Raw genomic sequence first — 25,225 nt, 5'->3', positions numbered from 1 at the left:
CTTATTTGCGCAAGGTCGGCAGCGCGATGGTGATGGTCGGCGCTGCCGTGGTTTCGGCCGGCGGCTTGGCGCCGGTGCCGCGCAGCGCCAGCAGCCAGCCGACGCCGTCAAACCAGAACGGCGAACCCAGCGACGCGGCAAACGCCGTCGCCACCCAGCCGATCAGCGCGAACGTCAGCGCCACCGTAAACGTCCACACGCCATCCACGCCGTCGAAGCGCGGCGACGGCCAGCCGATCGGCAGCTTTTGCAGTTGCTGCGCCTGCGCCCTGGCCGCCCTGGTGTGCGCCAGCGCCGTGGGCGCGGCATCGACCGGCAGGCCGGCCGTGTGCGCCAGCTGCGCCTGCGCCACCATGCCGTCGCGCAGCTCGGCGTCGGCCCACAGGCGCGACGACAGCTGCAAGGCGTCGATATTCATCGCGGCCGCATAAAACAGCCCCACCAGGAACAGCACGAACTGCGAGCGCCGCTTGTACCAGCCGCTGATGCGCTCCATCACCGTGTCGTACCAGATGCGCACCGCATTCTCCAGCGCCGCCACATCGTCCGGCCCCTCGCCCATGATGGCCAGCAGCGTGCGCGTCAAGCCCTCATTGCCGATCTTGGCCAGCAGCGCGGCGGCCGTCTGCCCTTTGCCGTAGCGCGTGGTCAGCGTGGACACAAAGGCCCGCGCAAATATCGCCGATGGAATATAGGACGGCATGCGGCCGCGCTGGGCCATGCCGCGGATCAGCGGATGCCGCATCACCTCGGCCGCCAGCGAGGCCGCCTCCGGCTGGTCGAGCCTGAAGCCGCCGTCCAGCCGCAGCAGCCGCTGCAATGACGGCAGGATGCCGCGCAAGCTCGACTTGCCGGCCGGCTCGTGCAGCATGGTCAGCACGCCGTCCAGCAGCACCTTGGCGCGCGTCTGGAACAGCGAGGCGATCGCTTCGCGCGTGGCCGCGCACAGCAGGCTCACCGCCAGAAAGGTGTACGACAAGCCAAGCACCACATCCAGGTAAGAACTCGACATAAGGGCTGAGATAAATTTTCAACAATGTTCCATAACATAAAGGATTTTCCGCGCGCCGGCACGTTTTTTATTTATATCGTAGAATTCCGATATTGAAATCGGAAAAACACGATACATATAGCGAACATGGACATCGACGCCATCCACAAAGCCCTCGCCAACCCGATGCGGCGCCAGATCCTGGCGTGGCTGAAGGAGCCGGAGGTATTTTTTCGGAGCAGCAGCATCCGCTGAGCCTGGGCGTCTGCGCCGGCATGATCGACCGCCGCGCGGGCCTGTCGCAATCGACGATGTCGGCCCACCTGGCGGTGCTGGTCAAGGCCGGGCTGATCAGGTCGGAGCGGGTCGGCCAGTGGAATTATTTCAAACGCGATGAAGCCGTGATCCAGGCCTTCATCGACCAAATGCAACTATAGGGAACCTCATCATGCCTACTTTGTTCGATCCGATCACCATCGGCGATCTCACCCTGAAGAACCGCGTCGTCATGGCGCCGCTGACCCGCGCCCGCGCCATTGGCGGCGGCCGTGTGCCGAATGCGCTGATGGCCAGGTATTACGAGCAACGCGCCAGCGCCGGCCTGATCCTGAGCGAAGCAACCGCCGTCACGCCGCAAGGCGTCGGCTACGCCGACACGCCGGGCCTGTGGTCCGATGAGCAGGTGGAAGGCTGGAAACAAGTCACCGCCGCCGTGCACGCCAAGGGCGGCGTCATCTTCGCCCAGCTGTGGCACGTGGGCCGCATCTCGGACCCGAGCTTCCTGAACGGCGACGCGCCGGTGGCGCCGAGCGCGATCGCGGCCGAAGGCCATGTCAGCCTGCTGCGTCCGCAACGCCCGTATCCGGTGCCGCGCGCGCTGGACACCGAGGAACTGGCCGGCGTAGTGGCCGCCTACAAGAAGGCTGCCGAGAACGCCAAGAAAGCCGGCTTCGACGGCGTGCAGGTACACGGCGCCAACGGCTATCTGCTGGATCAGTTCCTGCAAAGTAAAACCAACCAGCGTAGCGACAACTACGGCGGCCCGGTGGAGAACCGCGCGCGCCTGATGCTGGAAGTGACCGATGCCGTGATCGAAGTCTGGGGCCCGGACCGCGTGGGCATGCACCTGGCGCCGCGCCGCGACTCGCACGACATGGGCGACGCCAACCCGGCCGAGACGTTCGGTTACGTGGCGCGCGAACTGGGCAAGCGCAAGATCGCCTTTATCGCGGCGCGCGAAGCCGTGGGCGAGGACAGCCTGGCGCCGCTGATCAAGCGGGAATTCGGCGGCGTGTTCATCGCCAATGAAAAGCTGGACAAGGTAGTGGCGCAGAGCCTGCTCGATAGCGGCAAGGCTGATGCGGTCGCCTTCGGCAAGGATTACATCGCCAATCCGGACCTGGTGGAGCGCCTGAAGGCCGGGGCCCCGCTCAATCCGTGGAAAGCGGAAACCTTCTATGGCCCGGGCCAGGAAGGCTACACCGACTACCCTGCCCTGGCCTGAGCGCCGTCATTCCCGCGCAGGCGGGAATCCATGCTGAACCGGCCAGGATGCGTTCCATGGGTTCCCGCCTGCGCGGGAACGACGGCTCAGCGCGGCTGGGTGTAACTCACCGGCACAAACACATAAGCGCCCTTGCCGTTGCTGCGCACATGCCCCAGGGCCGGGAACGACAAATGCGGCGCGCCGATCAGGTAGCCGCCCTTGGCCGCCGCCGCAAACGCGGCCTTGCGCTCGGCGGTAGCGGCCTTGCTATCGCTGTCGAACTCAATCCCGACACCCGGATCATCGAACTGCACCGCCTGCACGTGCAGCAAATCCCCCAGCAGCACCAGCTTCTGCCCCTTGCTCTCGACCACATAAGTGATATGGCCCGGCGTATGCCCGCCGTTGAAATAGGACTTGATCCCCGGCACCAGCTCGCTGTTGGCCACGATGGGCTGGAACTTGCCCGCCTTTACATACGGATTGACCGACACCATCGGCCCCTGGAAATTATCCTTGGCATCGGGCGCGGCCTTGTCGAGATTGGTCTGGCTCAGGTAATAATCCGCATCGAGCTTGCCGGCGCGGACGATGGCGTTGGGGAACACGCGCTGCTCGTTCGAGGCCAGCCCGCCGACGTGATCGCCATGCATGTGGCTGATGTAGATTTCGTCGACCTGCTCCGGCTTGTAGCCGGACGCCTTCAGATTACTCAACAGCTGGCCGGCCGTCGGACCGAACAGGCTGGCGGCGCCGGTGTCGATCAGCACCAGCTTGCTGCCGGTATTGATCAGGAAACCGTTGACCGAGGTTTGCAGCGGGCTTTTCTGGAACGACCTGGCCAGCGCGGCATTGGTCTTGGCCGGCGGCTGCTTCAGCAGCTTGTCGACCGGCAGATCCAGCGTGCCATCGTTGAGCACAGTAATTTCAAAGTCGCCCAGCGTGGTGCGATAAAAACCCGGCGCCTGGAAGCGCGCCATCGGCGCACCGGCCTGTGCGGCGGCGGCCAGCAGCAGGGTTGCGGCGATGGCCAGGGGTTTCAGGATACGTGTGGACATGGCTTCTCTTATTCTGACATGATCGGGAACGTCACAATACCGCAAATACCCGATCCGTGTATTTACAGGCCAGGCTTGTTGCCGGCGCCCAGTTCTTGCTTCAGCGCGTCGTCACGCTTTTTCTGGGCAGCGGCCTGGTCGCGCATCAGTACGTCATACACGGCGGCGGACTCGAAGGCGCGCACGCCGTAGTGGCTGACGATCCCGGTTTTTTGGTCCCAGCTGTAGCTCGCTTCAATCACGCGGCCGCACTTGGGATTGAAGCCGGCCGGATAGCGAACCCAGTGACCGACGACGCTGATCGGCGTCAGCGCCTTGTCACCGCCGCCAACTTTGCATGGCGAGTCTGCTTCGCCTAAATGCAGCTTGCCGGCGCGATCGAAATGCCAGCGTGCCCAACCCTCGCCATGGAAGGACGGCTTGCCATATTTTTCAATCAGCGACGCCAGCATCTGCTCCTTGCTGAAACCCTTGCCCTGCGCGACCGTTTGCGATTTGCCGACAAACCACACTTTGCCGGATTCATCGTAGATGACCTGGAAGTGTTCGTTGGCAGTGTTGGAGAAGCCCTGAATCAGCCCGTTGGTGCCGATCACCTTGCCGGTTTTCGGATTCTTGATGTCGGCCATCTGGTACTTCGGGTTGGCAGCCTCGATGGCCTTGCGCGCGGCGGCGGCGTCCATGCCCAGCGTGACGCCGGACACGTCGAACTCCACCGCCTGCGCGGCCGTGGCCGTGACTGACAAGGAAACAACAAGCGCAAGTGCACGCAACTTCATATTAGCTCCATGGAAAGAAATTAGCAGGACTATAATTTCTTTCAGGGAAACGTTGCGCACGTTTGCAACAAGGCAAAATTCGGTCGACAAGCAGCACGAACTGGCTTATCATGAATAGTAATAATTCTCATTACCATTTTTTCCGGTGCCACCGAATCCGCTTTCCTCCAGTACCGTCGAGACGCTCTACGTTGACCACCATGCCTGGCTCAGGGGCTGGCTGCACCGCCGGCTTGACAACAGCAGCGAGGCGTCCGACCTGGCGCAGGACACTTTCGTCAACGTCATTACCACCGGCTACGCCGACGACATCCGCGAACCACGGCCGTTCCTGGCCACCATCGCCCGCCGCCTGCTGGCGCATCGCCACCGCCGTTACCTGCTGGAAACCGCGTACCTGGAAGCGCTGGCCGCCCTGCCCGAGCAAGCCATGCCGTCGCCGGAAACACGCCTGATCGCCATTCAGGCACTACAGGAAATCGACGCCGCGCTCGACGGCCTGCCGCGCGCGGTCCGCCAGGCCTTCCTGCTGGCGCAACTGGAAGGCTATACCTACGAGCAGATCGCCGCGCAACTGCAAGTGTCGACCAGCTCGGTCAAGCAATACCTGACGCGCGCCAACCGCCAATGCCTGTTCGCGCTCGCGCCATGAAACCTCGCTTCAGCGACGCCGCCGCCGACCAGGCGGCCGAATGGCTGACAGCGCTGATGTCCAGCGACTTCAGCGACGCCGACCAGCGGCGCTGGCGCCAATGGCGCGCCGCCGATCCCGACCATGAACATGCGTGGCAGCATGTCGAGGCAGTCTGCGCGCGCCTGCAAGGCCTGCGTGGCGGTGCCGCCTACCAAGCCCTGTCCACGCCACCGTCCAGCCGGCGCAAGGCCATCAGGGTGCTGCTCGGGCTGGGCATGGCCGGCATGGCCGGCGTGATGGGCAGTCGCTCGCAGCCATGGCAACAGATGACGGCCGACCTGCGCACCGGCGTCGGCGAGCGCCGCGAATGGACGCTGGACGACGGCACCCGCGTCCTGCTCAACACTAACAGCGCCGTCAACCTGCGCTTCGCCGCCCAGCAGCGCCTGCTGGAACTGGTGGAGGGGGAAATCCGGATCGAGACCGGCCACGCAAAGTCGGCCGCCAACCGGCCTTTCATCGTGCAGACTACGCACGGCCGCGTGCAGGCGCTGGGCACCGTGTTCACCGTGCGCCATCTGGGCGAGCGCACCCAGGTGGACGTGCAGCGCGACGCCGTTGCCATCACGACGGCGCACGGCGGCCGCGCGGCGCAAACGCTGCTCAGCGGCCAGCGCACTTCGTTTTCGGCGCGCGACATCACCGCAGCCACGCCGTCGAGCGGCGACAACGTGGCCTGGACCATGGGCGCCGTGGTCGCCGACGAGATGCGCCTGGCCGACTTCCTGACCGAGCTGGGGCGCTACCGGCGCGGCGTGCTGCGCTGCGATCCGGCGCTGGCCGACCTGCGCTTCTCCGGCGTGTTCCCGCTGAACGATACCGACGCCATCCTGGCCATGCTGCCGCAATCGCTGCCGGTGCGGGTCCGCACGTTCAGCCCGTATTGGGTGCATCTCGAAAAAAGATAAAAAAACCCCTGCCCGATTTGAAAAGTTGCGGCACCTATTCAGTAAGAAGTCCATTTTTACTTACTTGAGGAACTGTCATGCAACATAATTTCCAACGTCGGCCGATCGCCTGCGCCATCTCCCTGATGCTGTGCCTGGGGGCGCTGCCGCCGGTGCACGCGCAGACCGCCCCCGCCGCCCGGGCCCAGCGCCAGGACTACAACATCGCTGCCGGCCCGCTCGGCCCGGCGCTGCGCAACTTCGCCATGAGCAGCGGCATCTCGATCATCTTCACCGCCGACCAGGCCGCGGACAAGACCACGGCCGGCCTGCGTGGCGCCCACTCGGTGCAGGACGGCTTTGCCGCGCTGCTGCAAGGCACTGGCATGGAAGCGGTGCGCGTGGACAACGGCGGCTATGTGTTGCGCGCGCAGCGCGCTCAAGCCGCGCCCGCGCCGCAGCCGACGCCGGCGGCCGCGCCGGCGCCGCGCGCGCAACCGGCAGTCGAGGCCGCGCTGCCAGCCATCACGATCAACGGCGCGCGCAACAACGCCACCGAAGGCAGCGGTTCCTACACCGCGCGCGCCGCCAGCACCGCCACCCGCATGGACCTGTCGCTGCGCGAAACGCCGCAATCGGTCAGCGTGCTGACGCGCCAGCAGATCGACGACCTCGGCCTGGTCACGCTGGACGACGCCGTCAAAAACATCACCGGCCTGGTCATGCAGAAAGGCTATTACTCGGGCAACTCCGGCAGCTTCAGCGCGCGCGGCTTCCCGATCAACAATATGCTGCTGGACGGCCTGCCGACCAGCATGGGCGCCAACGGCACGTTCAACGCCGACAACGCCGAGCTGGCAATCTACGACCGCATCGAGGTGGTGCGCGGCGCCAACGGCTTGACCAGCGGCAGCGGCAACCCGTCGGCCGCCATCAACATGGTGCGCAAGCGCCCGACCGCCGAGCGGCAGGTATCGCTGCTGGCCAGCGCCGGCCGCTGGAACGACTACCAGTTGCAGCTCGACGCCTCCAGCGCCCTCAACCAGGCGAAAACGCTGCGCGGCCGCGCCGTGGTGGCCATGCAGGACCGCGACTATTTCTACGACGTCTCGCACGACCGCACCAGGCAGGCCTACGGCATTCTGGAAGCGGACCTGGCGCGCGGCACCACGCTGACGGTCGGCGCGCACTACCGCGAGCTGAACAACACCGGCGGCTACCAGTCCTTGCCGACCCACGACAACGGCGCGCAATTCGACCTGCCGCGCGCGGCCACCCTCGCCAACGCCTACGATTTCTGGAACCAGACCGACAAGACCGTGTTTGCCGAACTCGATCAGCGCCTGAGCGGCGGCTGGAAAGCCAAGCTCTCCGCCATCAAGAAATGGCAGTACGTGGACATGATGTTCACCTCGATTCGCGGCAGCGACGCCGGCTTCTCGCAGAACTCGCAAGCCTACCGCCTGGACAATGAACAGACCAGCTTTGACGCCACCGTCGGCGGCCCGTTCGCGCTGCTGGGCCGCAAGCACGAGGCATCGCTCGGCCTGAGCCACCGCAAGGCGATCAACGACAACTACGGCGACTGGGGCATCCGCGCCACGCCGCTGCCCTTCGACCCGCTTCGCTTCGACCCGTATGCCGCCAGTCGCCCGGCCGTCAACTACCAGCGCTGGGGCATCGGCAGCACGCTGAAGGAAAGCGGCGTGTATGGTTCGGCGCGCTTCAGCATCAGCGATCCGCTGTCGCTGATCGTCGGCGCGCGCAGCAGCTGGTATGACTACAATGACGACCGCAGCCACGCCGGCTACAAGGTCACGCGCGAAATCACGCCGTATGCCGGCGCCACCTACGAGCTCGACGCCTACCACTCGCTGTACGCCAGCTGGACCGAAGTCTTCCAGCCGCAAAGCACCGTGGACGCCAGCGGCAAGCTGCTCAAGCCGGTCACCGGCACCAACTACGAGGCCGGCATCAAGGGCGAATACTTCGGCGGCGCACTCAACGCCAGCCTGGCCGTTTTCCAGGTCAGCCAGGAGAACCGCGCGATGACCGACATCAACGGCCCATCGCCCTGCCCGAGCGGCGGCGGCACCTTCTGCTCGCGCGCGGCCGGCGAGGTCGAAAGCAAGGGGTGGAAATGGAGGTCGCCGGCGAACTGGCGCCGGGCTGGCAGGCCACGGCGGGCTATACCTATGTGTCGGCCAAGTACATCACCGACTCCGACGCCAGCAATGTCGGCAAGCTGTTCGATCCCGACCTGCCGCGTCACCAGCTCAAGCTGAGCAGCAGCTACCGCTTGCCCGGCGCGCTGCAACGCTGGACCGTCGGCGGCTCGCTGGTGGCGCAGAACGCCACCTATTCGTCGGACGACGAAAACATCCGCCAAGGGGGCTACACGGTGCTGGGCCTGCATGCCGGCTACAAGTTCAGCGACAAGCTGAACCTGCGCCTCAACCTCAACAATGTATCCGACAAGGTCTACTACCAGGGCATCGGCTGGAGCACCGGCGGCAACACCTACGGCGCGCCGCGCAGCGCCACGCTGACCCTGAACTACAAGCTCTAAAACGACAAGCGCTAAAACGTGACCGGCAGGCGCAACGACAGCTGCACGTCCGGCGTGTCGCGCGTGAGGCCGGCGCCGACCGCGATGTTGATCGTGCGCCTGTCGTTAACGCGGTACGCAAACCCCAGCAACAAGGTCCCAAGCTGCGTGCGCACCGAGGCGGGCACCGGCCTGCCGTTCTGCCTGGTGCGGGCGATAGAGCTATGGTCGTAGCCGAAGCTGATCAGCGCCCGCTCGTTCAGCGCCAGGCCGACGCCAAAGTTAAAGCCGATCACGCCGCCCGGCTTGATCTCGCCCAGCGGCTCCAGCGCGCCGCCGAGCACGCGGCGGCTGACGTCGCTGCGCTTGAAGTTGTGCAGGTAGCTGACGCTGCCGAACAGGATCGCCGGATCGCTGGCATACAGCCATGTCAGGCTCGGCTGCAAGGCATAGAAGCCGGAGCCGGTCGGCAGGTCCAGCGGCAGGCCGGTGCCGCTGGCGTTGGGGCCGACGCAGCGGCTGGTGCAATCGGTAATCACTTCAAACGGATCGGTGCCGGTGCGCGACTTGAAGCGCAGCCCGGCCACGTAGTACGGACGGCCGGCGGCGCCGTCGTTGAGCTGGTAGCGCAGCGCCAGCTCGGCGTCGCCAAGGTGCCGGCCGCTGGTGTCGAACACGCGGTCGACGCCGGCGCCGGTGAACACCTCGCGGCTGACGGTGGCGTCGGAGCGGTACACATACGGCACCTTTAGCTCGACTTCAGCGCGCTGGCTCAGGCCATAGCGGCCGGTGACGGCGGCAGTGGTCGTGTTGCGCTTGACCTCGCGCACATCCACCAGCCCGATCAGCAGCGCCGGGATGACCGTGTAGCCGACCAGCACCACGCGGTTGCTGGACGAGTAGCCGAACTGCAGCGACGGTTCCAGTACAAACCTGCCGCGCGCCGTCAGCACGCCCGGCTGCTCGAACAGCGGCGCCACGGCCGGCGGCCGGCCATCCTGCGGCGGCGCTGCGCCTACCGCTTGCTCCGGCGCGGCGGTGGCCGCCCCTGCGGCCAGCATCGCCGCCGCCAGCCATAGTCTGTTGATGTGCATGCGATCCCCCTTATTTGCCGACTGCGCCTTGCAGTGCGTCGCGCAGGCTGCTTTCAAAGTGAACGGCCTTCAGCAGCGCCAGGTTGGCGACCGTGGTGTCGATCGTCGTCTGGCTGCGGATGGCCTGGTCGTTGGAGCTGTTCTGCACCAGCACGGCGGCCATCGCGTCGCTGGCCATCTGCGCCTGTGCAGCGTTCAACTGTGCCATGTCGGGGATGGAAAAACGGGTGTTTGCTACAACAGTGCCATTGATCGAAACCAAACGTTCCACACCTAGCGACACGAACAGGCCGCCATCCAGCGCGAAGCCGGCGCGCGCCTGCTCCAGCTCGCTATCGTTGACGGCGGCCCAGTCATTGGCCGGGTCCGCATGTGCCGCCGCCGCACAGGCCAGCAGCACGCTCCATAACATCTTGCGCATGGCAGCGCCTCCTTCAGAAGTTGCCGCTGCCGTTCTTGGGCAAGGTGATGCCGGTCAGGCTGGAACGGTTGATCGCCTCGCCCAGCGGCGCGCGGCGCGACGTTCCAGTCGGCCTGTTGGTTGAAACGGGGCTTGCCCGGCCAGCCGTGAATGACGAACAGCAGCTTGTCCGGCCAGGCCGCCTCGAAAGCGTCGCGGCGCATGGCGCGCGTGCCGCCGGCGGGATCGCCGATCAGTACGCGCTCCTGGTCCATGCCCTTGATGACGACAAAGTGCAGGTAGCCGTTGTCCACCATGCGTACGATGGCCGGAAACGCCGCCTGCGCCAGCTTGTCGAGCGGCTGCCTGTAGCCGTCGGCGGTAAAGCCCTGCTGCGCCAGGTAGCGTTTCATGTCCAGCAGCGAAAAGCCTTCGCGCTGTATGCGCGGCTGGTCGCCCTGCGCGTACATGGCGTTGAACACCTGTTGCTCCGACACCGGCCGGTCGTAGTGGTAGCTCAGTAGCGTTGCCACCGCTGCCGAGCCGCAGCTGAAATCGTACTGCTGGCGCACGGTCGAGCGGAAGCGCGCTTCCTGCAGGCTGGTAACGTGCAGCGCATAACCACCGCCGCCATTCAGCGACGGCAGGTCGGCGGCCTGCGCGCCGAGGGCCAGCAGCATGAGGGCGGTCAGCTTCATTGCAGTTGAATGTTGATGATGGTGGCGTTCTGGATCAGCACATTGGAGCCGGAATTCTGTATCGCCACCGGCATGCCGGCCGCATTGGCAAACGCTCCGGCGCCGATGGTGTTGGCGCCGCTGACCACATTCGACGTGTGGTTGTCCCTGACCGTGCCGTCCACGCGCATCTGGTTGCGCACCGTATCGGCGCCGGCGTGCAGCCTGGCCAGCGTTTCGTCGGCCACCGGGCGCGCATCCTCGAAGCCCGGCGCCGCGCCGGCGCCGCCGCACGCGGCCAGCAGCAATGCCGCCGCGTATTTACTTGGTGTGTACATATCTTCCTCCTCGATGAAAGCGGAGCGCCGGCGCCCCGCCCTGCCCGCCCTTAACGTCCCAGCGTCAGGTTGGCCTGCACGTTGACGCTTTGCTGGATCAGCGCGGCGATGCCGCTGTTCTGCGCCGCCACCATGATGCCGGCCGCCGACTGGCCGACATTGGTCATCGCGTTGGACGCGTTGAACGTGCCGGCATTGACCGACGATGCGCCGCCCGCGCCGCCGCTGCCGGTTCCGCCTGCGCCGCCGGCGGCCGTGCCGGCAGTATTGGCGCCGGACGCGCCGCCGGCGCCGCCGGTACTGCCGCCGCCCGTGCCGCCGGCCGCCGCGCTGCCGGAAGTGGCGCCGCCGTTGGTCGGATCGCCATTGCTGGCGGTGCCGCCCGTGCCGCTGCCGCCTGCGGCGCCGGCGCCGCCACCGGACGGCGTCTCACCGCCTCCCGCACCACCGGCGCCCCCGGCACCACCGCCAACGCCGCCGACAAACGGCGCGCCGTTGCTCGCGCTGCCATTGGTGGCGGCGCCGCTGGAACCGCCGGCGCCGCCCGCGCCGCTATACGCAACGCCGCCCGCGCCGCCCACGCCTGTGGCGTGGCCGCCGTATGCCGCGCCGCCGGCGCCGCCGCTGCCATTGCCGCCGGTGCTGTTGCCGCTATTGCTGGCGGCATTGCCGATGTAGTCGACCCAGTTGTCGCGCACCGTGCCGTTCAGCGTGCTGGTGGCATTGGCGCTGGAGGTGTTGAACGAGTTGCTGAAGGTCGATGTGGCCGTGCCGCCGTTGTTGGCCGCCACGCCGGCCAGCGCGTTGGCGCTGGCCGCGCCGCTGCTGCTGTTATTGTTGTTCTGGTTGCGCGTGCTGCTATCCAGCCTGGCGTTGGAACCACCACTGGCGCTGGCGCCGTCGCCGGATTGCGTCACGTCCGTTTGCGCATAAGCCTGCGCACCAAAGGCCAGCGCGATCGCCGCGCCGATCAGGATTTTTTCATAGCTGCTCCTACCTTGCAATTAAAGTGAATGTGACCGGGGGACCGATCTCCCGGTCTGACTTCCTTCGCAAGCGCGATGCCATGCGCGCCAAGCCATTGATCCGCAACGCTTATGCGGCGCCGGGGCAGGCGCCGCATAAGCCGTCGCGGCGCGCCACGTCACGCCGCTGTGACAGTGCGGCCGCTCATTCACTCTGGCCATCGGTGTAACTGGCGCGCGACGCCGCGTCGATGCCATGCTTGGCCAGCAGCCGGTATAGCGTCATGCGCGATACGCCGAGGTCACGCGCGGCCAGCGTGATGTTGCGGCCGGCACGCAGCAGGCTGGCGTCGATGGCGTCGCGCTCGGCGCGGATGCGCGCGTCGTCCAGCAGCAGCGGCACGCTGGCCGCCGGCGCGCTGGCCAGGCCTAAATCCTGCGGCAGGATCAGGCGGCCCTCGGCCATGACCATGGCGCGCCGCACGCGGTTCAGCAGCTCGCGCACATTACCGGGCCAGTCATGCTCGCGCATCGCCTGCTCCGCGCGGCTGCTGAAACCCTTCACGCGCGGCGCCCGCTCGCTGGCAAAGGCATGAAAAAAGTGTTCGGCCAGCGGCAGCAGGTCGTCCCTGCGCTCGCGCAGCGGCGGCACGTCCAGCGCCAGCACGTTGAGGCGGTAGTACAGGTCTTCGCGGAAAGCGCCGCGCTGCACCGCCTGCGCCAGGTTGACGTGCGAGGCGGCGATCACGCGCGCATCGACCGCGATGCTGCGCGTGCCGCCCACGCGGTAAATGGTTTTCTCCTGCAGGAAGCGCAGCAGGTTGGCTTGCAGTTCCATCGGCAGGTCGCCGATTTCATCGAGGAAGACCGAGCCGCCCTGCGCGCTTTCGATCAGGCCGCGCTTGTCGCGCGCCGCGCCGGTGAAGGCGCCGCGCTCGTGGCCGAATAACTCGGACTGGATCAGTTGCGACGGAATCGCGCCGCAGTTGATCGGCACGAACGGGCCGGCGCGGCGCGCCGATTGCGCGTGCACCGCCTGCGCCGCCAGCTCCTTGCCGCTGCCGCTCTCGCCCCATATCAGCACTGGCGCGGCGGCCGCCGCCACCTTGCCGATCTGCCGGCGCAAGCGCGTGATGGCCGCGCTCTGCCCGGTGAGGGTGGCGTCGCCGCCGGCGCGCGGCGCCGTTTCGCCGGCGCGCAACGCCGCCATGCCCAGCGCGTGGCCGAGCGTATGCCGCAGGCGCTGCGGGTCGGGCGGCCACGTATGGTAGTCGTCGCAATGGTCGCACAGCAGCTGGCGCCAGGCCGGCAGCGCCAGCAGCGACGGCGGCAGCACGGCGATCCAGCGCTGCGCGTGGTGTTCGCCCAGGAAGGCGTGGCAATCGGCGCAACTGTCCGTCTCCCGCAGCACCAGCAGGCCGACCGCGCAGGCGCGCGCCTTCAGATGACGGCGCGCTTCGGCCAGGCTGTCGGCGCGCGGCGCGTCCCAGTCCGCCGGCAGGCCGGCGTCGCCGCTGCCCACGCAGAGTATCGATTTCGTCGTCATGCCCATTGGACGGCGCAATGATGCAAAAAGTTCAAGGCTTGCCCCACTGCCGAGGCCAATATAGAATGCGCGCAGCTTTTTGACCAGCCCGCTACATCGCTGTCAATAGTGCAAATTACATAAGACCACAGGGTGCAGTGAGATGACTGATGATGAACTGAAGCCGGCGGCGCTGCCGACCTGGCGCCGGCGTTTGCCGCTACAGGTGCTGAACCTGTTCGGCTGGCGTTTCCTGTACCGCCCCTGCCCGGTCCGCGCGGCATTGTGGTGGTGTATCCGCACACCTCGAACTGGGACTTCTTCATCGGCCTGCTGTGCAAGTGGGCGCTGGACCTGCCGTTCCGCTGGCTGGCCAAGGATTCGCTGTTCAAATCGCCGCTGGGCGGCTGGTTCCGCTCGCTCGGCGGCGAGCCGGTCGACCGCAGCGCGCCACAGGGCATGATCCGCTCGCAGGCCGAGCGCATGAACGCCGCCGACTGGTACTGGCTGGCGATCACGCCGGAAGCGTCGCGCAGCTACCGTCCCAACTGGAAGAGTGGCTTCTACCATCTGGCGATAGAAGCCAAAGTGCCTTTGGCGCTGGTGTACATCGACTACCCGAACAAGACGCTGGCCATGAAGGACCACCTGCACCTGAGCGGCGACCAGCAGGCCGACATGGCCGCCATCCGCGCCGTGTACGAAGGCCACCACGGACTGTATCCGCAAAACCAGGCGCCTATCGTGCTGCAGGAACGCCGCGCCGAGGACCGCAAGTAATTCAGGCCGCCGCCGTCAGCATCACGCCGGCGGCGGCGATCGCCGCCCCCGACGCTTTTACCGCCAGCGCCGGGCTGGCGCGCCCCAGCCACTTGCCGCCGTACACCAGCAACAGGCTCGCCGCCAGCAGGCCGGCCGCGCTGATCGCCTGCGGCAGTTCCTGGCCGTGCGCGTTGCCGTGCAAGACGGCGAACGCGCCAACCATGGCCATGCCGGCGACCGCCGGCAGGCGCGCGGCCGCCACCAGCAGCACGCCCATCAAGGCCACCGTCACCGCGATGCCGGTTTCCAGGCCGGGGATGCGCAGTCCCAGTGCGCCGCCCGCCATGCCGGTCAACAGCATGCCGATGAAAACTGGCGGCAGCCATCGGGCATTCGGTTGGCGCACGCTCCAGGCGCCCACCGCCAGCATCGCCAGCAGGTGATCGAGGCCGGTGAACGGATGGGTGAATCCGGCCAGGAAGCCGTGCGTGTGCGCGCCGGCGCCGGTGTGGGCGAACGCCGCGCCGCTGGCTGTGGCCAAGGCCAAGGCCGAGGCTAACGCCATCGTGATCTTTTTCATGCTCTCTCCTGTTATTGGTCCAGCAGGCCTTGCTGGCGGATGTAATCGATGACCGCTTCCACGCCCTCGCCGCTGCGCAGATTGGTGAACACGAACGGCCGCGCGCCGCGCTGCTGTCTGGCGTCGCGCGCCATGACGTCCAGGTCGGCGCCGACGTGCGGCGCCAGGTCGGTCTTGTTGATGATGAGCAGATCGGAGCGCGTGATGCCCGGCCCGCCCTTGCGCGGAATCTTCTCGCCGCCGGCGACATCGATGACGTAGATGGTGAGGTCGGACAGCTCGGGGCTGAAGGTGGCGGCCAGGTTGTCGCCGCCGGACTCCACCAGGATCAGGTCGAGGTCCGGGAAGTCCGCCTGCATGCGGGCGATGGCTTCGAGGTTGATCGAGGCGTCCTCGCGGATCGCCGTGTGCGGGCAGCCGCCGGTTTCCACGCCCATCAGGCGCTCGGCCGGCAGCGCGTCGGCGCGCAGCAGGATCTCCATGTCCTCCTTGGTGTAGATGTCGTTGGTGATGACGGCCATGTCGTAGCGGTCGCGCATGCCCTTGCACAGCATTTCGCACAGGGCGGTCTTGCCGGAACCTACCGGGCCGCCGATGCCGACGCGCAGTGGATTGGATGGTTTCATGATGCTCTCTCAGGATCTGTATAAACGGCTGTATTGGACTTCGTGACGCATCGACAGCAGCGACAGCCCGGGCGCCCAGTTGCACATGTCGTCGTCAGCGACGTTTTGCGCGGCGCAGGCCGCGGTTTCGATGTCCGCGCGCAGCGACAGCAGCATGCGCTGGCCCGCCACCTGCCCCAGCGGCACCGACTTGACGCACACCAGCACCTGGTTTTCGGCCCAGGCAAACAGCATCGCCAGCAGCGCGGCGTCGGGTGCGATAGCGAGTGCGGCGACGGCGCAGCCGAAGGCGGTCGGCAGCGCGACTTCGTTGTGGCTTTGCAGGTGGTCCAGCGTGTCGGCATCGGCAATGCCGAGTTCCGCGACCAGTTGGGCCAGCGAGTAGCCCATCTGGATGGTTTCGGCGCGGAATTCGCTGCTGTCGCGCGAGGCGATGAATTTTTCGTTCCAGTCGCTGACGGCGCACCAGTCGCGCCGCGACCACGCTTGCATCAGGCGCCAGGCCACCGGCGCTTCCCATTGCGCCACCACTTCGTGCAGGTGGCGGACTATCCATGCGCGGGCGCTGTCGGCGTTGTGGACGTCGCCGCTTTCCAGCGCCGCTTCCAGGCCTTGCGAATAGCTGTAGGCGCCGATCGGCAGGGCCGGACTGGCGAATTGCAGCAGATGCAGCAGCGCCGTCGCATCCATCGCCGTCGTTCCCGCGCAGGCGGGAACCCATGCCGAGGCACATGGCGCGCGCTCCATGGGTTCCCGCCTGCGCGGGAACGACGGGGTGGCGCTCATTGGGGATCGCCCGGGCGGTGGATTTTCTGGCGCAGCGGAACAGGCGCCAACGGCCCGTGATCGTGGTGATGCCCATGCCCGCCGCCATACGCCCCGGACTCCGGCTCGAACGCCGCCATCTCTTCCGCCACCGTCGCCCCCAGCCCGGCCAGCATCTCCCGCAACACCGCATCGGCGCGGATGCGCAGGAAACCCTCGCCCACCTGCGCCTGCGTATGCCGGTTCCCGAGATGGAAGGCGCAGCGCAGCAGCGCATGCGCATCGGCGCAAGTCACCTTGTAAGTCGGCTCCGGCGCGGCCACCACGCGGACCACGCGCCGGTCCTCGCCGGTCAGCAGGTCGCCGTCGCGCAGCACCGTGCCGCGCACGGTGAACACGGCCACTTCCTCGCCCGTATCGAGCGCCGCCCGCAGGCGGCACTTCTCGCGCAGTTCATAGGGCAGCACCAGGCGCGCGGCAATCACGTCGGCGTGCGCAATCTTCGTATGTAAAGTCAGCATCATCAGAACAGGAAATAGCGCTGCGCCATCGGCAGCGTGACCGCGGCTTCGCAGACCAGCAATTCGCCATCGGCGCGCACTTCATAGGTTTCGGGATCGACGTCCATCTTCGGCGCCAGCGCGTTGTGGATCATGTCCGACTTGCGCAGCGCGCGCATGCCCCTGGCCACGATCAGCGTCTTGTTCAATTTCAGCGTGTCGGCGATGCCGGCGTCATACGCCGCCTGCGAGACAAAGGTGAACGACTTCTTCAAGCCGCCGCCAAAGGCGCCGAACATCGGCCGGTAATGCACCGGCTGCGGCGTCGGAATTGAGGCGTTCGGGTCGCCCATCAGCGCCGCCGCGATCATGCCGCCCTTGAGTATCATCTGCGGCTTGACGCCGAAGAAGGCCGGCTTCCACAGCACCAGGTCGGCGATCTTGCCCACCTCCACCGAACCGACCGCATGCGCGATGCCGTGCGTGATGGCCGGATTGATGGTGTACTTGGCGACGTAACGCTTGACGCGGAAGTTATCGTTGCGCGACGAATCCGGCGCCAGCGGCCCCCGCTGCTGCTTCATCTTGTGCGCGGTCTGCCAGGTGCGCATGATCACCTCGCCGACGCGGCCCATGGCCTGGGAGTCCGACGACATCATTGAAATGGCGCCGATATCGTGCAGGATATCCTCGGCCGCAATCGTCTCGCGGCGGATGCGCGACTCGGCGAACGCCACGTCCTCGGTGATGGCCGCGTCGAGGTGATGGCACACCATCAGCATGTCCAGATGCTCGTCCAGCGTATTTACCGTGAACGGCCGCGTCGGATTGGTCGACGACGGTAGCACATTGCCCTCACCCACCGCCGCGATGATGTCCGGCGCGTGGCCGCCGCCCGCGCCCTCGGTGTGAAAAGTGTGGATGGTGCGGTCCTTGAACGCCGCCAGCGTGTCGGCCAGGTAGCCACCCTCGTTGAGCGTATCGCTATGGATGGCGACCTGGATGTCCATCCGGTCCGCCACCGTCAGGCAGTTGTCGATGGCGGCCGGCGTGCTGCCCCAGTCCTCGTGCAGCTTCAGGCCGATGGCGCCGGCGCGCACCTGCTCCTCCAGCGGCGCCGGCAGGCTGACGTTGCCCTTGCCGAGAAAGCCCAGGTTCATCGGAAACGCATCGGCCGCCTGCAGCATCGCGTGCAGATGCCATGGTCCCGGCGTACAGGTGGTGGCCGAGGTGCCTGCCGACGGACCGGTGCCGCCGCCGATCATGGTCGTCACGCCGCTCATCAGCGCCTCCTCGATCTGCTGCGGGCAGATGAAGTGGATGTGCGTATCGACGCCGCCGGCGGTGACGATCATGCCCTCGCCGGCGATGATCTCGGTGGCGCCGCCGATCGCCATCGTCACATTCGGCTGGATGTCCGGGTTGCCGGCCTTGCCGATGCCGGCGATCACGCCGTTCTTCAGGCCGATGTCGGCCTTGACGATGCCCCAATGGTCGACGATCACCGCGTTGGTGATTACCGTGTCCATCACCTGCGCCGCCACGCGCTGCGACTGGCCCATACCGTCGCGGATCACCTTGCCGCCGCCGAACTTCACCTCTTCGCCGTAGGTCGCGTGATCCTTCTCGATTTCGATAAACAGTTCGGTGTCGGCCAGGCGGATGCGGTCGCCGGTGGTGGGGCCGAACATCTCCGCGTAGGCGCGGCGCGAGATGGTCGCCATGTCAGCCCAGCTTCCCCATCACCTTGCCATTGAAGCCATACACCTCCTGGTCGCCGTCCAGCTTCACCAGTTCCACCGTGCGCTGCTGGCCCGGCTCGAAGCGCACGGCGGTGCCGGCGGCGATATTCAGGCGCATGCCGTAGGCCTTCCAGCGCTCCAGCTTGAGCACGGAATTCACCTCGAAAAAATGGAAGTGCGAGCCGATTTGCACCGGGCGGTCGCCCTGGTTGGTGACGACGACGGTGGTGGTTTCGCGGCCCTCGTTCAGGCCGATCTCGCCCGCTTCGAGCTTGTATTCACCTGGGATCATGATGAACTCCTTTATGGGATGGGATTGTGGACAGTCACAAGCTTGCTCCCATCAGGGAACGTCGCTTCGACCTGGATGTCGGGGATCATTTCGGGGATACCCTCCATGACGTCGGCGCGCGTCAGTACCCGCGTGCCGTCGGACATCAGTTCTGCGACAGTCTTGCCGTCGCGGGCACCTTCCATGATGGCGCAGCTAATCAGCGCCACCGCTTCCGGGTAGTTCAGCTTCAATCCGCGCGCGCGGCGGCGTTCCGCCACCAGGCCTGCGGTAAAAATCAACAGCTTGTCTTTTTCGCGTGGCGTCAGGTCCATGTCTTGTATGCTCTTTCAGGTTTGCCAGATGCGCGGCGTCACCGCCTCGCGCTGCAACAGGTGCGGGCGCAGGCGGCGCCAGACGGCCAGCATCAGGCGGCGCGCGGTTTCGCTGTCGTCGCCGAGGTGGCGCGCCACCAGCACGCCCCTGGTCTGCGTGACGCCGGCAAGATGGTCGCCGTCGGCGGCGAGGTCGGCGCGGACCTGGTTCAGCAGCGCCGCCGGCAGCGGCTTGCCGGCGGCGATCAGCGTCGCGCACACCGTGCGGCCGCCCAGCGCCAGCGGGCTATCGAGGCGGCCGCCCAGCATCTGGCCCTGCTCCCACCAGATCAGCCGTCCTTCGCGGCGGATGCTGCTGCGCTGGCGGATGCGGCCCGTATCGAATACCTCGCCCGAGCCGCGCCGCCCCATGCACAGGATTTCGCAGCCGATGAAGGTGGCGCCGGCCGCCAGTTCCACCTCCTGTGCCAGCTCGACGTCGGCGGCGTCGAAGAAGATGGTTTCCTGCGGCAGCCACTCCAGCGCCGCGTCCTGGTTGACATGCAGGTGCACCGACTGGCGCGACACCCTGCCATTGGCGCGATACCACTTGGCCGCGCCGGGCGTGGTGATGAAGGCGTGCGCCCGGTCGCCGACGCCGATGTCGATTTCCAGCTGGTCGCCGCCGACCACGCCGCCGGGCGGATGGACAATGATGGCCTGGCAAACCTCCGGGCCTTCCGCGTACAGCGCCTTCTGCACGCGCAGCGGGCCGGAGTGGCGCTTGTCGAGCAGCCGCGTAGTGCCGCCGTCGTCGGCAAAGCCGAGCGTGAGGCTGGCGGCGAGGTCTCGCGATACGGTGCAGTCGGGCATGGGGATCACTTTTAAATAATGTGCTGTCCTATGCAATCGCCATGCCAGCCGAAATGCGCGCTGCGCGCGGCGGAATGCACCGCCAGCTTGCGCCCTGCACCACGGCAGTGCAGCGCTGCATTCAGAAGCGCCGCCGCCGCCCGCAAAAGATGGCCGTTGTAAAAAAGTGCCACTGGGCAAAATATTTTATGGATTTCTACGCCATCAAAAGTATTGCCGCGTTAGACAAAAGCAGCGTTTAAACGCTTGAGGAATAATGGAACTCATTGAAGTGCAGAAACAAAAGTTGTCCGAGATCGCGCTTTGCTAACTTAACCTGGAGATCATCATGAAAAGCAAAACCCTGACCCGCGTTGCACTGGCCGTCACCTTCGGCGCCGCGATGTTGCCAATGCTGAGCGGCGCAGCCGTGTACAGCAACGGCTTAAAGTCCTCGACCTTCGACGTCACGCTGAAGATCATCCCCGACTGCACCATCTCGGCCACCGCGCTGGACTTCGGCCAGTCGCAGGGTCTGCTGTCGACCAACATCAGCGTCAACACCTCGCTGAGCGTCACCTGCACCAACACCACCTTGTACAATATCGGCCTGAACGCCGGCACCACCGGCGGCTCCACCACCGCCGCGCGCCTGATGGGCGGCACCACCGGCGGCAACACCAGCACCGTTGCTTTCAATCTGTACCAGGCCGCCGGCACCACCAACTGGGGCAACACCCAAGGCACCGACACCAAGTCCGCGACCGGCACCGGCACTGCGCAAACCCACACTGTCTATGGTGTCGTGCCTGCGCAAAACACGCCGGTACCGGACGTGTACAAAACCACCATCACCGCGACCGTCTTCTTCTAAGCAAGCCCCCCTCCGCCGCCAGCCCCAGAATCAGCTGACGACGCGACCAGCAACACCTCCCGGCGCCCAAGCCCGCGCTACAGTTTCCCCTAGCCTGAACCAACACCGCCTCAGCGTAGCGGCCGCTTTCCTATTGCGCCACCACACTGCATGCCCCTTACCGGCGCCCCCGTTCACTTTGAATTATTGAACCCGGCGCAAGACAGCTTTGCCCCGCCGCCCCTTGGTGTGCACCTGCCCCATCCCCATACTGTCTGCTCCTGGAATCGATATGGAGCAGAACATGAAAGTATTCGTCACCGGCGCGGCCGGTTACATCGGCGGCTCGATCGCGGCCGCTCTGGTCAAGGCCGGCCATGAAGTGATTGGCCTCGTGCGCCAGCCGGCGCAGCTGGAAGAAGTGAAAAAGATCGGCGTCACCGGCCTGCTCGGCGCGCTGGACGACCGCGCCCTGCTGATCGCGCAGGCACAGGCGGCCGACGCCGTCATCAACGCCGCCAGCAGCGACAACCGCGTCGCGGTCGAAGCGCTGGTCGAAGCGCTGACCGGCTCGGGCAAAGTGTTGCTGCACACCAGCGGTTCGAGCATCGTCGGCGACGCCTCGGGCGGCGAAGGCACCGACAAGATCTATTACGAAGACAAGCTGCCGGCGCCGACCGCCGACAAGGCGGCGCGCGTGGCGATCGACAATCTGGTGCTGGACGCGGCCAGCAAGGGCGTGCGCTCGGCCGTGCTGTGCAACACGCTGATCTATGGCCACGGCGCGCTGCCGCGCGACTCGGTGCAGTTGCCGCGCTTGTTGAAGCAGGCGCGCAAGAGCGGCATCGTGCGGCATGTCGGGCCGGGCCGCAACATCTGGTCGAATGTGCATATCGACGATGTGGTCGATCTGTACCTGCTGGCCCTGGAAAAAACCGAAGCGGGCGCCTTCTATTTCGTCGAGAGCGGCGAAGCGGCCTTCCGCGACATGAGCGCGGCGATCGCCAGGGCGCTCGGGCTGGGCGCGGCGCAGGACTGGCCGCTGGACGAGGCGATCAAGGAATGGGGCTACGAAATGGCGTCCTACAGCCTCGGCTCCAACAGCCGCGTGCGCGGCGCCCGCGCCCGCCAGCTCGGCTGGCAGCCACATCGCCCGCCGGTGCTGGACTGGATCGCCAACGATATGCTGAAGTAACAGCGGCGCGGCCGGACAGGCGCAGCGCCGCCAGCCGCAGGCGCTACCGCCGGCGGCTGGCCGCGTACGCGGGCATGGCCCGTGCCGCGCTTTATTGCTCCGCGGCGGGCTCCGGTTGCACGTCCGGCCGCAGTTCAGGCGCTGGCTGGGCTTTCGGTGCAAAAATCTTTGCGCCCAGCGTCTTGAGCTGGCCGGCGACGTCGACTTCCTTGCCGTTGACGGTCAGCTTGCCATTCCGGATCTGGATGGCCGAGCGCAACACGTCCTTGTCCATCACCGCGAAGCCGCTGCTGATCGACTTGCCGACCACCATGCTGGCCATGGCGTCGGAGGCCTTGGCGATCTGCCCCTGCGCATCCGGCGCCGTCGCGTCCGTGTTCCTGGCGGCGAAAGCGTGCGAGACATCCTTGACCAGCGCCACCGGCAGCCGCAGCTCGAAATTCGCCACCAGCTTCGTCAGCAGCGCGCCCGGGTTCTTGAAGTCCGCCTCGGTCGCCTTCTGGAAGCCGATGCGGCCCTTCAGCGACGCCACATTGCCACGGTAAGCGGCGCTGATATCGTCGATCACCAGCGTCGCGCCAGCCACCGCCGCGCGCTTGCCGAAGCTCTCCAGATTCTTCAGCATCAGCCTGGCCTGCTCGTCGTCCGACAGCTTGCTGTTGTGCTGCGCGTTCACCACCTTGTCCAGCTCGGCCATGGCCTTGGCCGGGACATTCGTCACGCGCAGGGCGAGGTTAACGCGGTCGACCTGCTGGTCGCCGACAACCACCGCCTTGATCGAGGTACGGTAGCCGATTTCCGCCAGCGCGCCGCGACGGTTCACCTCGGAGCGCACGGCGATATCGTCCAGGCGCAGCGCTTCCTTGCTGTCGCCGCCGGCCGGCAGCTTGCGCACCGTCAGCGCGCCGACATTGAACTGCGCATGGCCATACGCCACACCATCGGCGCCGCGCTGCTGCCGGGCGTTCATGGTCATGTTGACCACGCTGAAGGTGGAGCCCGGCCGCGTTACCAGCAGCGACGGCCACGCGCCGGTGCTGCTGATGGTGCGGCCGGCCTTGTCGGTGGTGATGTTGGCCATCGCCCCGGTCCAGCTGAAATCGGTGCCGTTGTCCTGCTGGTAGGTGTACGGCGCCAGGCTGCCGACGTAGTTGAACTGGCCCTTGGCGCCGCCCTCCACGCGCTCCAGGCGGAATGGCCGTTCGCTGCCGAAGATTGCCTTCAGCTTCGGACGCAGCTCGGGCGAGAATTCAAACGCGGCGTAGGTATCGAGTTGCTTGACGAAGTTGCGCTCGGCGCCCTGGGCCGCCTTCAACTCCTTGGCGGCCTGCGCCAGCGTGGCGGCGGCGTCCTTGCTGATGATTTCGGAAAGGGCCGGCCCGGCGTCGGCGGCGTGGGAAGGCATGGCCAGCACGGCGCTGGCCATCGTTACTGCGAATAAAGTCTTTTTCAAAGTTTTAACCAGGAGATTGTTAAAAGTATTGGTATTTTACCTAACAATGCTCTCTGGAAATACTCGAATTGTCACTCCAGGCCGGGATAAGGGCTTTTTCCGCCCTCGGCGATGAACTGGTCGATGCGGGCTTCCAGCACCGGCAGCGGCACCGAACCGAGTTGCAGCACGGTGTCGTGGAAGTTGCGGATGTCGAACTTCTGCCCCAGCGCCTGCTCGGCCTTCTTGCGCGCCTTGATGATGCTCATCTCGCCCAGGTAGTAGGACAGCGCCTGGCCCGGCCACGAAATATAGCGGTCGACCTCGGTTTCGATCTCGTGATTCGACAAGGCGGTATTCTCGCGCAGGTAATCCTGCGCCTGCTTGCGCGTCCAGCCCTTGCTGTGGATGCCGGTGTCGACCACCAGCCGCGAGGCGCGCCAGGCCTGGTAACTTAGCATGCCGAAGGTTTCGTAAGGCGTTTCGTACATGCCCATCTCGGCGCCGAGGCGCTCGGTGTACAGCGCCCAGCCCTCGCCGTATGCCGAGATATAGGCGTTGCGGAACGGCGGGCGGCCTTTCTGCTCCAGCGCGATCGGCATCTGGAAGGCGTGGCCCGGCGCCGATTCGTGCAGCGTCAGCGCCGGCATGCTGTACAGCGCGCGCGACGGCAGGTTGTAGGTGTTTACCAGGTACACGCCCGGACCGCCACGGCCCGAGGTATAGAACGGCGCCTGGTCGTCCGGCACCGGGATCACCGCGAAGCGGCGCCGCGGCAGGTAGCCGAAGTATTGCGACACCTTGCCGTCGAACTTCTTGGCCACCCAGGCCGAGCGCATCAGCAGCTCTTCCGGCGTCTTGGCGTAAAACTGCGGATCGGTGCGCAGGAATTGCAGGAAGGCCGGCAGGTCGCCGTCGAACTTGACCTGCTTGATCACGTCATGCATCTCGGCGCGGATCTTGGCCATTTCCTCCAGGCCGATGTTGTGGATCTGCTCCGCCGTCATCGCGGTGGTGGTGAATTCGACGATCTTCGACTGGTAGTACGCCTTCCCGTCCGGCAGGCTCTCGGCCGCCAGTTCCTCGCGCGCCGCCGGCACATACTCTTCGCGCATGAACTTCAGCAGCGACTTGTGGGCCGGGATCACGTAAGTCCCGATGGCCCGCACCGCCTGCGCGCGCAGCTCGTCCTGGCGCGCCGCCGGGATCGACGCCGGCATGTTCTTGAACGGCAGGTAGAACACCGTGTCCTGCGGCGTTTTGGCGTCGGTGATGGAGGTGATCGACGAATCGCGCCCCACCAGCGTGATCTTCGGCGGCGTGAAGCCGCGCGCCATGCCGGCCCGCATGTTGACGATTTCGTCGTTGAAGTAGCGCGGCGTGTCGGCCAGCTGCTTGAGGTAGTCGCGGAACTCGGCCTCCTTGGCCATCGGCCGGCGCGCGGTGTAGGTCATGTTCGACCAGAACGCGGTATCGGCGTTCAGCGGCTTCTCGTACTCCTTGAACTGAAGGGCGGCGATGAAGGCGGCGATCTGCGCCTTGTACACCTGGTAGTTGATGCGCTCCGGCGCCGACAGGCGCGCTTCCTTGATGCCGTCGAGCTTTTTCATCACGCCCTGCCAATAGGCCAGGCGCTGGTTCTGGGTGGCGAGGTCGATGCGCGGCAGCGTCGGCGAGACGCCGCTGTCGTCGTCATCCTCGCCGTCTTCCTGCTTCTGGCTGATGCGCCACTTCCATTCCTGGGTGTAGAGGGCCTTGAACTGCGCGTCCGCCGCTCCGGCCTTGACGGCCGGCGCGGCGGCGTTGACATTGGCTGCGCCGAGGCACAACACCATGCATGCACCGGCGATCGCGGTGCTGAACTTCTTTTCCATAACGCTCCAGAGAAAAG

Annotated in this window: 26 protein-coding genes and 2 pseudogenes; 9 read left to right on the top strand and 19 right to left on the bottom strand. The window is 66.2% G+C overall.

The window, feature by feature from the left end; translation table 11 throughout:
• Window position 1: 1 nt before the first annotated feature.
• The gene (locus ACRQ5J_RS12845; RefSeq protein WP_432377318.1) at window positions 2-1,012 is read right to left on the bottom strand and encodes a hypothetical protein; all 1,011 of its coding nucleotides are present in this window, start codon (window positions 1,010-1,012) and stop codon (window positions 2-4) included.
• 126 nt (window positions 1,013-1,138) lie between these two features.
• On the opposite strand from ACRQ5J_RS12845, the pseudogene ACRQ5J_RS12840 reads away from it, so the two are divergent.
• Window positions 1,139-1,428 (top strand): annotated as a pseudogene (locus ACRQ5J_RS12840) (ArsR/SmtB family transcription factor).
• Between the two features lie 11 nt (window positions 1,429-1,439).
• Window positions 1,440-2,495: an alkene reductase gene (locus ACRQ5J_RS12835; RefSeq protein ID WP_432377317.1), complete on the top strand. Its 1,056-nt coding sequence runs from the start codon at window positions 1,440-1,442 to the stop codon at window positions 2,493-2,495.
• Window positions 2,496-2,581: 86 nt separating this feature from the next.
• Here ACRQ5J_RS12835 and ACRQ5J_RS12830 read toward each other — a convergent pair whose 3' ends face one another.
• Window positions 2,582-3,535: an MBL fold metallo-hydrolase gene (locus tag ACRQ5J_RS12830; protein ID WP_432377316.1), complete on the bottom strand. Its 954-nt coding sequence runs from the start codon at window positions 3,533-3,535 to the stop codon at window positions 2,582-2,584.
• 62 nt (window positions 3,536-3,597) lie between these two features.
• Complete coding sequence (locus tag ACRQ5J_RS12825) at window positions 3,598-4,281, bottom strand: hypothetical protein (protein ID WP_432377315.1); 684 nt, start codon at window positions 4,279-4,281, stop codon at window positions 3,598-3,600.
• A 178-nt stretch (window positions 4,282-4,459) separates the two neighbouring features.
• On the opposite strand from ACRQ5J_RS12825, the gene ACRQ5J_RS12820 reads away from it, so the two are divergent.
• The 3 genes and pseudogenes from ACRQ5J_RS12820 to ACRQ5J_RS12810 all read left to right on the top strand — a co-directional run bounded on the left by ACRQ5J_RS12820 (window position 4,460) and on the right by ACRQ5J_RS12810 (window position 8,464).
• Window positions 4,460-4,966, top strand: coding sequence for a sigma-70 family RNA polymerase sigma factor (locus tag ACRQ5J_RS12820; protein ID WP_432377314.1), 507 nt, complete (start codon window positions 4,460-4,462; stop codon window positions 4,964-4,966).
• On the top strand, window positions 4,963-5,916 hold the full coding sequence (locus ACRQ5J_RS12815; protein WP_432377313.1) for a FecR domain-containing protein: 954 nt from the start codon (window positions 4,963-4,965) through the stop codon (window positions 5,914-5,916). Before ACRQ5J_RS12820 ends, ACRQ5J_RS12815 begins: the two co-directional genes overlap by 4 nt.
• Window positions 5,917-5,993: 77 nt before the next feature.
• Window positions 5,994-8,464 (top strand): annotated as a pseudogene (locus ACRQ5J_RS12810) (TonB-dependent siderophore receptor).
• 11 nt (window positions 8,465-8,475) lie between these two features.
• On the opposite strand, the gene ACRQ5J_RS12805 reads toward ACRQ5J_RS12810, so the two are convergent.
• The 6 genes from ACRQ5J_RS12805 to ACRQ5J_RS12780 form a co-directional block, all read right to left on the bottom strand.
• The gene (locus ACRQ5J_RS12805) at window positions 8,476-9,537 is read right to left on the bottom strand and encodes an acetate kinase (protein WP_432377312.1); all 1,062 of its coding nucleotides are present in this window, start codon (window positions 9,535-9,537) and stop codon (window positions 8,476-8,478) included.
• A 10-nt stretch (window positions 9,538-9,547) separates the two neighbouring features.
• A complete protein-coding gene (locus tag ACRQ5J_RS12800; RefSeq protein WP_432377311.1) occupies window positions 9,548-9,745 on the bottom strand; it encodes a hypothetical protein in 198 nt (65 codons plus the stop codon).
• Between the two features lie 65 nt (window positions 9,746-9,810).
• The gene (locus ACRQ5J_RS12795; RefSeq protein WP_432377310.1) at window positions 9,811-10,635 is read right to left on the bottom strand and encodes a C39 family peptidase; all 825 of its coding nucleotides are present in this window, start codon (window positions 10,633-10,635) and stop codon (window positions 9,811-9,813) included.
• The gene (locus ACRQ5J_RS12790) at window positions 10,632-10,952 is read right to left on the bottom strand and encodes a hypothetical protein (RefSeq protein ID WP_432377309.1); all 321 of its coding nucleotides are present in this window, start codon (window positions 10,950-10,952) and stop codon (window positions 10,632-10,634) included. The genes ACRQ5J_RS12795 and ACRQ5J_RS12790 overlap by 4 nt, the downstream gene beginning before the upstream one ends.
• 50 nt (window positions 10,953-11,002) lie before the next feature.
• Window positions 11,003-11,956, bottom strand: a complete 954-nt coding sequence (locus tag ACRQ5J_RS12785) for a hypothetical protein (protein WP_432377308.1) — start codon at window positions 11,954-11,956, stop codon at window positions 11,003-11,005.
• A 166-nt stretch (window positions 11,957-12,122) separates the two neighbouring features.
• The gene (locus ACRQ5J_RS12780; RefSeq protein ID WP_432377307.1) at window positions 12,123-13,463 is read right to left on the bottom strand and encodes a sigma 54-interacting transcriptional regulator; all 1,341 of its coding nucleotides are present in this window, start codon (window positions 13,461-13,463) and stop codon (window positions 12,123-12,125) included.
• Window positions 13,464-13,727: 264 nt separating this feature from the next.
• Here ACRQ5J_RS12780 and ACRQ5J_RS12775 point away from each other — a divergent pair, with 264 nt between their 5' ends.
• A complete protein-coding gene (locus ACRQ5J_RS12775) occupies window positions 13,728-14,222 on the top strand; it encodes a 1-acyl-sn-glycerol-3-phosphate acyltransferase (protein ID WP_432377306.1) in 495 nt (164 codons plus the stop codon).
• 1 nt (window position 14,223) lies between these two features.
• Here the strand turns inward: ACRQ5J_RS12775 and ACRQ5J_RS12770 are convergent, their stop codons facing one another.
• From ACRQ5J_RS12770 to ACRQ5J_RS12735, 8 genes are all read right to left on the bottom strand, one after another.
• On the bottom strand, window positions 14,224-14,784 hold the full coding sequence (locus ACRQ5J_RS12770) for a HupE/UreJ family protein (RefSeq protein ID WP_432377305.1): 561 nt from the start codon (window positions 14,782-14,784) through the stop codon (window positions 14,224-14,226).
• Window positions 14,785-14,795: 11 nt separating this feature from the next.
• Window positions 14,796-15,410 carry an urease accessory protein UreG gene (gene ureG / locus ACRQ5J_RS12765; protein ID WP_432377304.1) on the bottom strand — a complete coding sequence of 205 codons (615 nt, stop codon included), beginning with the start codon at window positions 15,408-15,410 and terminating at the stop codon, window positions 14,796-14,798.
• Window positions 15,411-15,419: 9 nt separating this feature from the next.
• Window positions 15,420-16,100, bottom strand: coding sequence for an urease accessory protein UreF (locus tag ACRQ5J_RS12760; RefSeq protein ID WP_432377303.1), 681 nt, complete (start codon window positions 16,098-16,100; stop codon window positions 15,420-15,422).
• A 92-nt stretch (window positions 16,101-16,192) separates the two neighbouring features.
• Entirely contained in the window at window positions 16,193-16,696 is a 504-nt protein-coding gene (ureE, locus tag ACRQ5J_RS12755) for an urease accessory protein UreE (protein WP_432377302.1), read from the bottom strand.
• A gap of 2 nt (window positions 16,697-16,698) precedes the next feature.
• Entirely contained in the window at window positions 16,699-18,399 is a 1,701-nt protein-coding gene (ureC, locus tag ACRQ5J_RS12750; RefSeq protein ID WP_432377301.1) for an urease subunit alpha, read from the bottom strand.
• A 1-nt stretch (window position 18,400) separates the two neighbouring features.
• Window positions 18,401-18,709 (bottom strand): urease subunit beta, encoded by a 309-nt coding sequence (locus ACRQ5J_RS12745; RefSeq protein WP_432377300.1) that lies wholly within the window; start codon window positions 18,707-18,709, stop codon window positions 18,401-18,403.
• Window positions 18,710-18,720: 11 nt separating this feature from the next.
• Window positions 18,721-19,023, bottom strand: coding sequence for an urease subunit gamma (locus ACRQ5J_RS12740; protein ID WP_432377299.1), 303 nt, complete (start codon window positions 19,021-19,023; stop codon window positions 18,721-18,723).
• Window positions 19,024-19,038: 15 nt separating this feature from the next.
• Window positions 19,039-19,875 carry an urease accessory protein UreD gene (locus tag ACRQ5J_RS12735; RefSeq protein WP_432377298.1) on the bottom strand — a complete coding sequence of 279 codons (837 nt, stop codon included), beginning with the start codon at window positions 19,873-19,875 and terminating at the stop codon, window positions 19,039-19,041.
• 41 nt (window positions 19,876-19,916) lie between these two features.
• Between ACRQ5J_RS12735 and ACRQ5J_RS12730 the strand changes: the two genes are divergently transcribed.
• The 3 genes from ACRQ5J_RS12730 to ACRQ5J_RS12720 all read left to right on the top strand — a co-directional run bounded on the left by ACRQ5J_RS12730 (window position 19,917) and on the right by ACRQ5J_RS12720 (window position 21,902).
• Window positions 19,917-20,117 (top strand): hypothetical protein, encoded by a 201-nt coding sequence (locus tag ACRQ5J_RS12730; RefSeq protein WP_432377297.1) that lies wholly within the window; start codon window positions 19,917-19,919, stop codon window positions 20,115-20,117.
• Window positions 20,118-20,203: 86 nt separating this feature from the next.
• Window positions 20,204-20,728 (top strand): Csu type fimbrial protein, encoded by a 525-nt coding sequence (locus ACRQ5J_RS12725; RefSeq protein WP_432377296.1) that lies wholly within the window; start codon window positions 20,204-20,206, stop codon window positions 20,726-20,728.
• Window positions 20,729-21,011: 283 nt separating this feature from the next.
• Complete coding sequence (locus ACRQ5J_RS12720) at window positions 21,012-21,902, top strand: NAD-dependent epimerase/dehydratase family protein (RefSeq protein WP_432377295.1); 891 nt, start codon at window positions 21,012-21,014, stop codon at window positions 21,900-21,902.
• A gap of 91 nt (window positions 21,903-21,993) precedes the next feature.
• Here ACRQ5J_RS12720 and ACRQ5J_RS12715 read toward each other — a convergent pair whose 3' ends face one another.
• Window positions 21,994-23,355, bottom strand: a complete 1,362-nt coding sequence (locus tag ACRQ5J_RS12715; protein WP_432377294.1) for a DUF945 family protein — start codon at window positions 23,353-23,355, stop codon at window positions 21,994-21,996.
• A 71-nt stretch (window positions 23,356-23,426) separates the two neighbouring features.
• Entirely contained in the window at window positions 23,427-25,208 is a 1,782-nt protein-coding gene (locus tag ACRQ5J_RS12710) for a DUF885 domain-containing protein (RefSeq protein WP_432377293.1), read from the bottom strand.
• Window positions 25,209-25,225: the final 17 nt, after the last annotated feature.

The organism is Duganella sp. P38 (assembly GCF_050859475.1).
GTDB lineage: Bacteria > Pseudomonadota > Gammaproteobacteria > Burkholderiales > Burkholderiaceae_D > Rugamonas.
The sequence above is the reverse complement of the archived record's forward strand: the minus strand, read 5'-3'. Positions and strand labels throughout refer to the sequence as shown.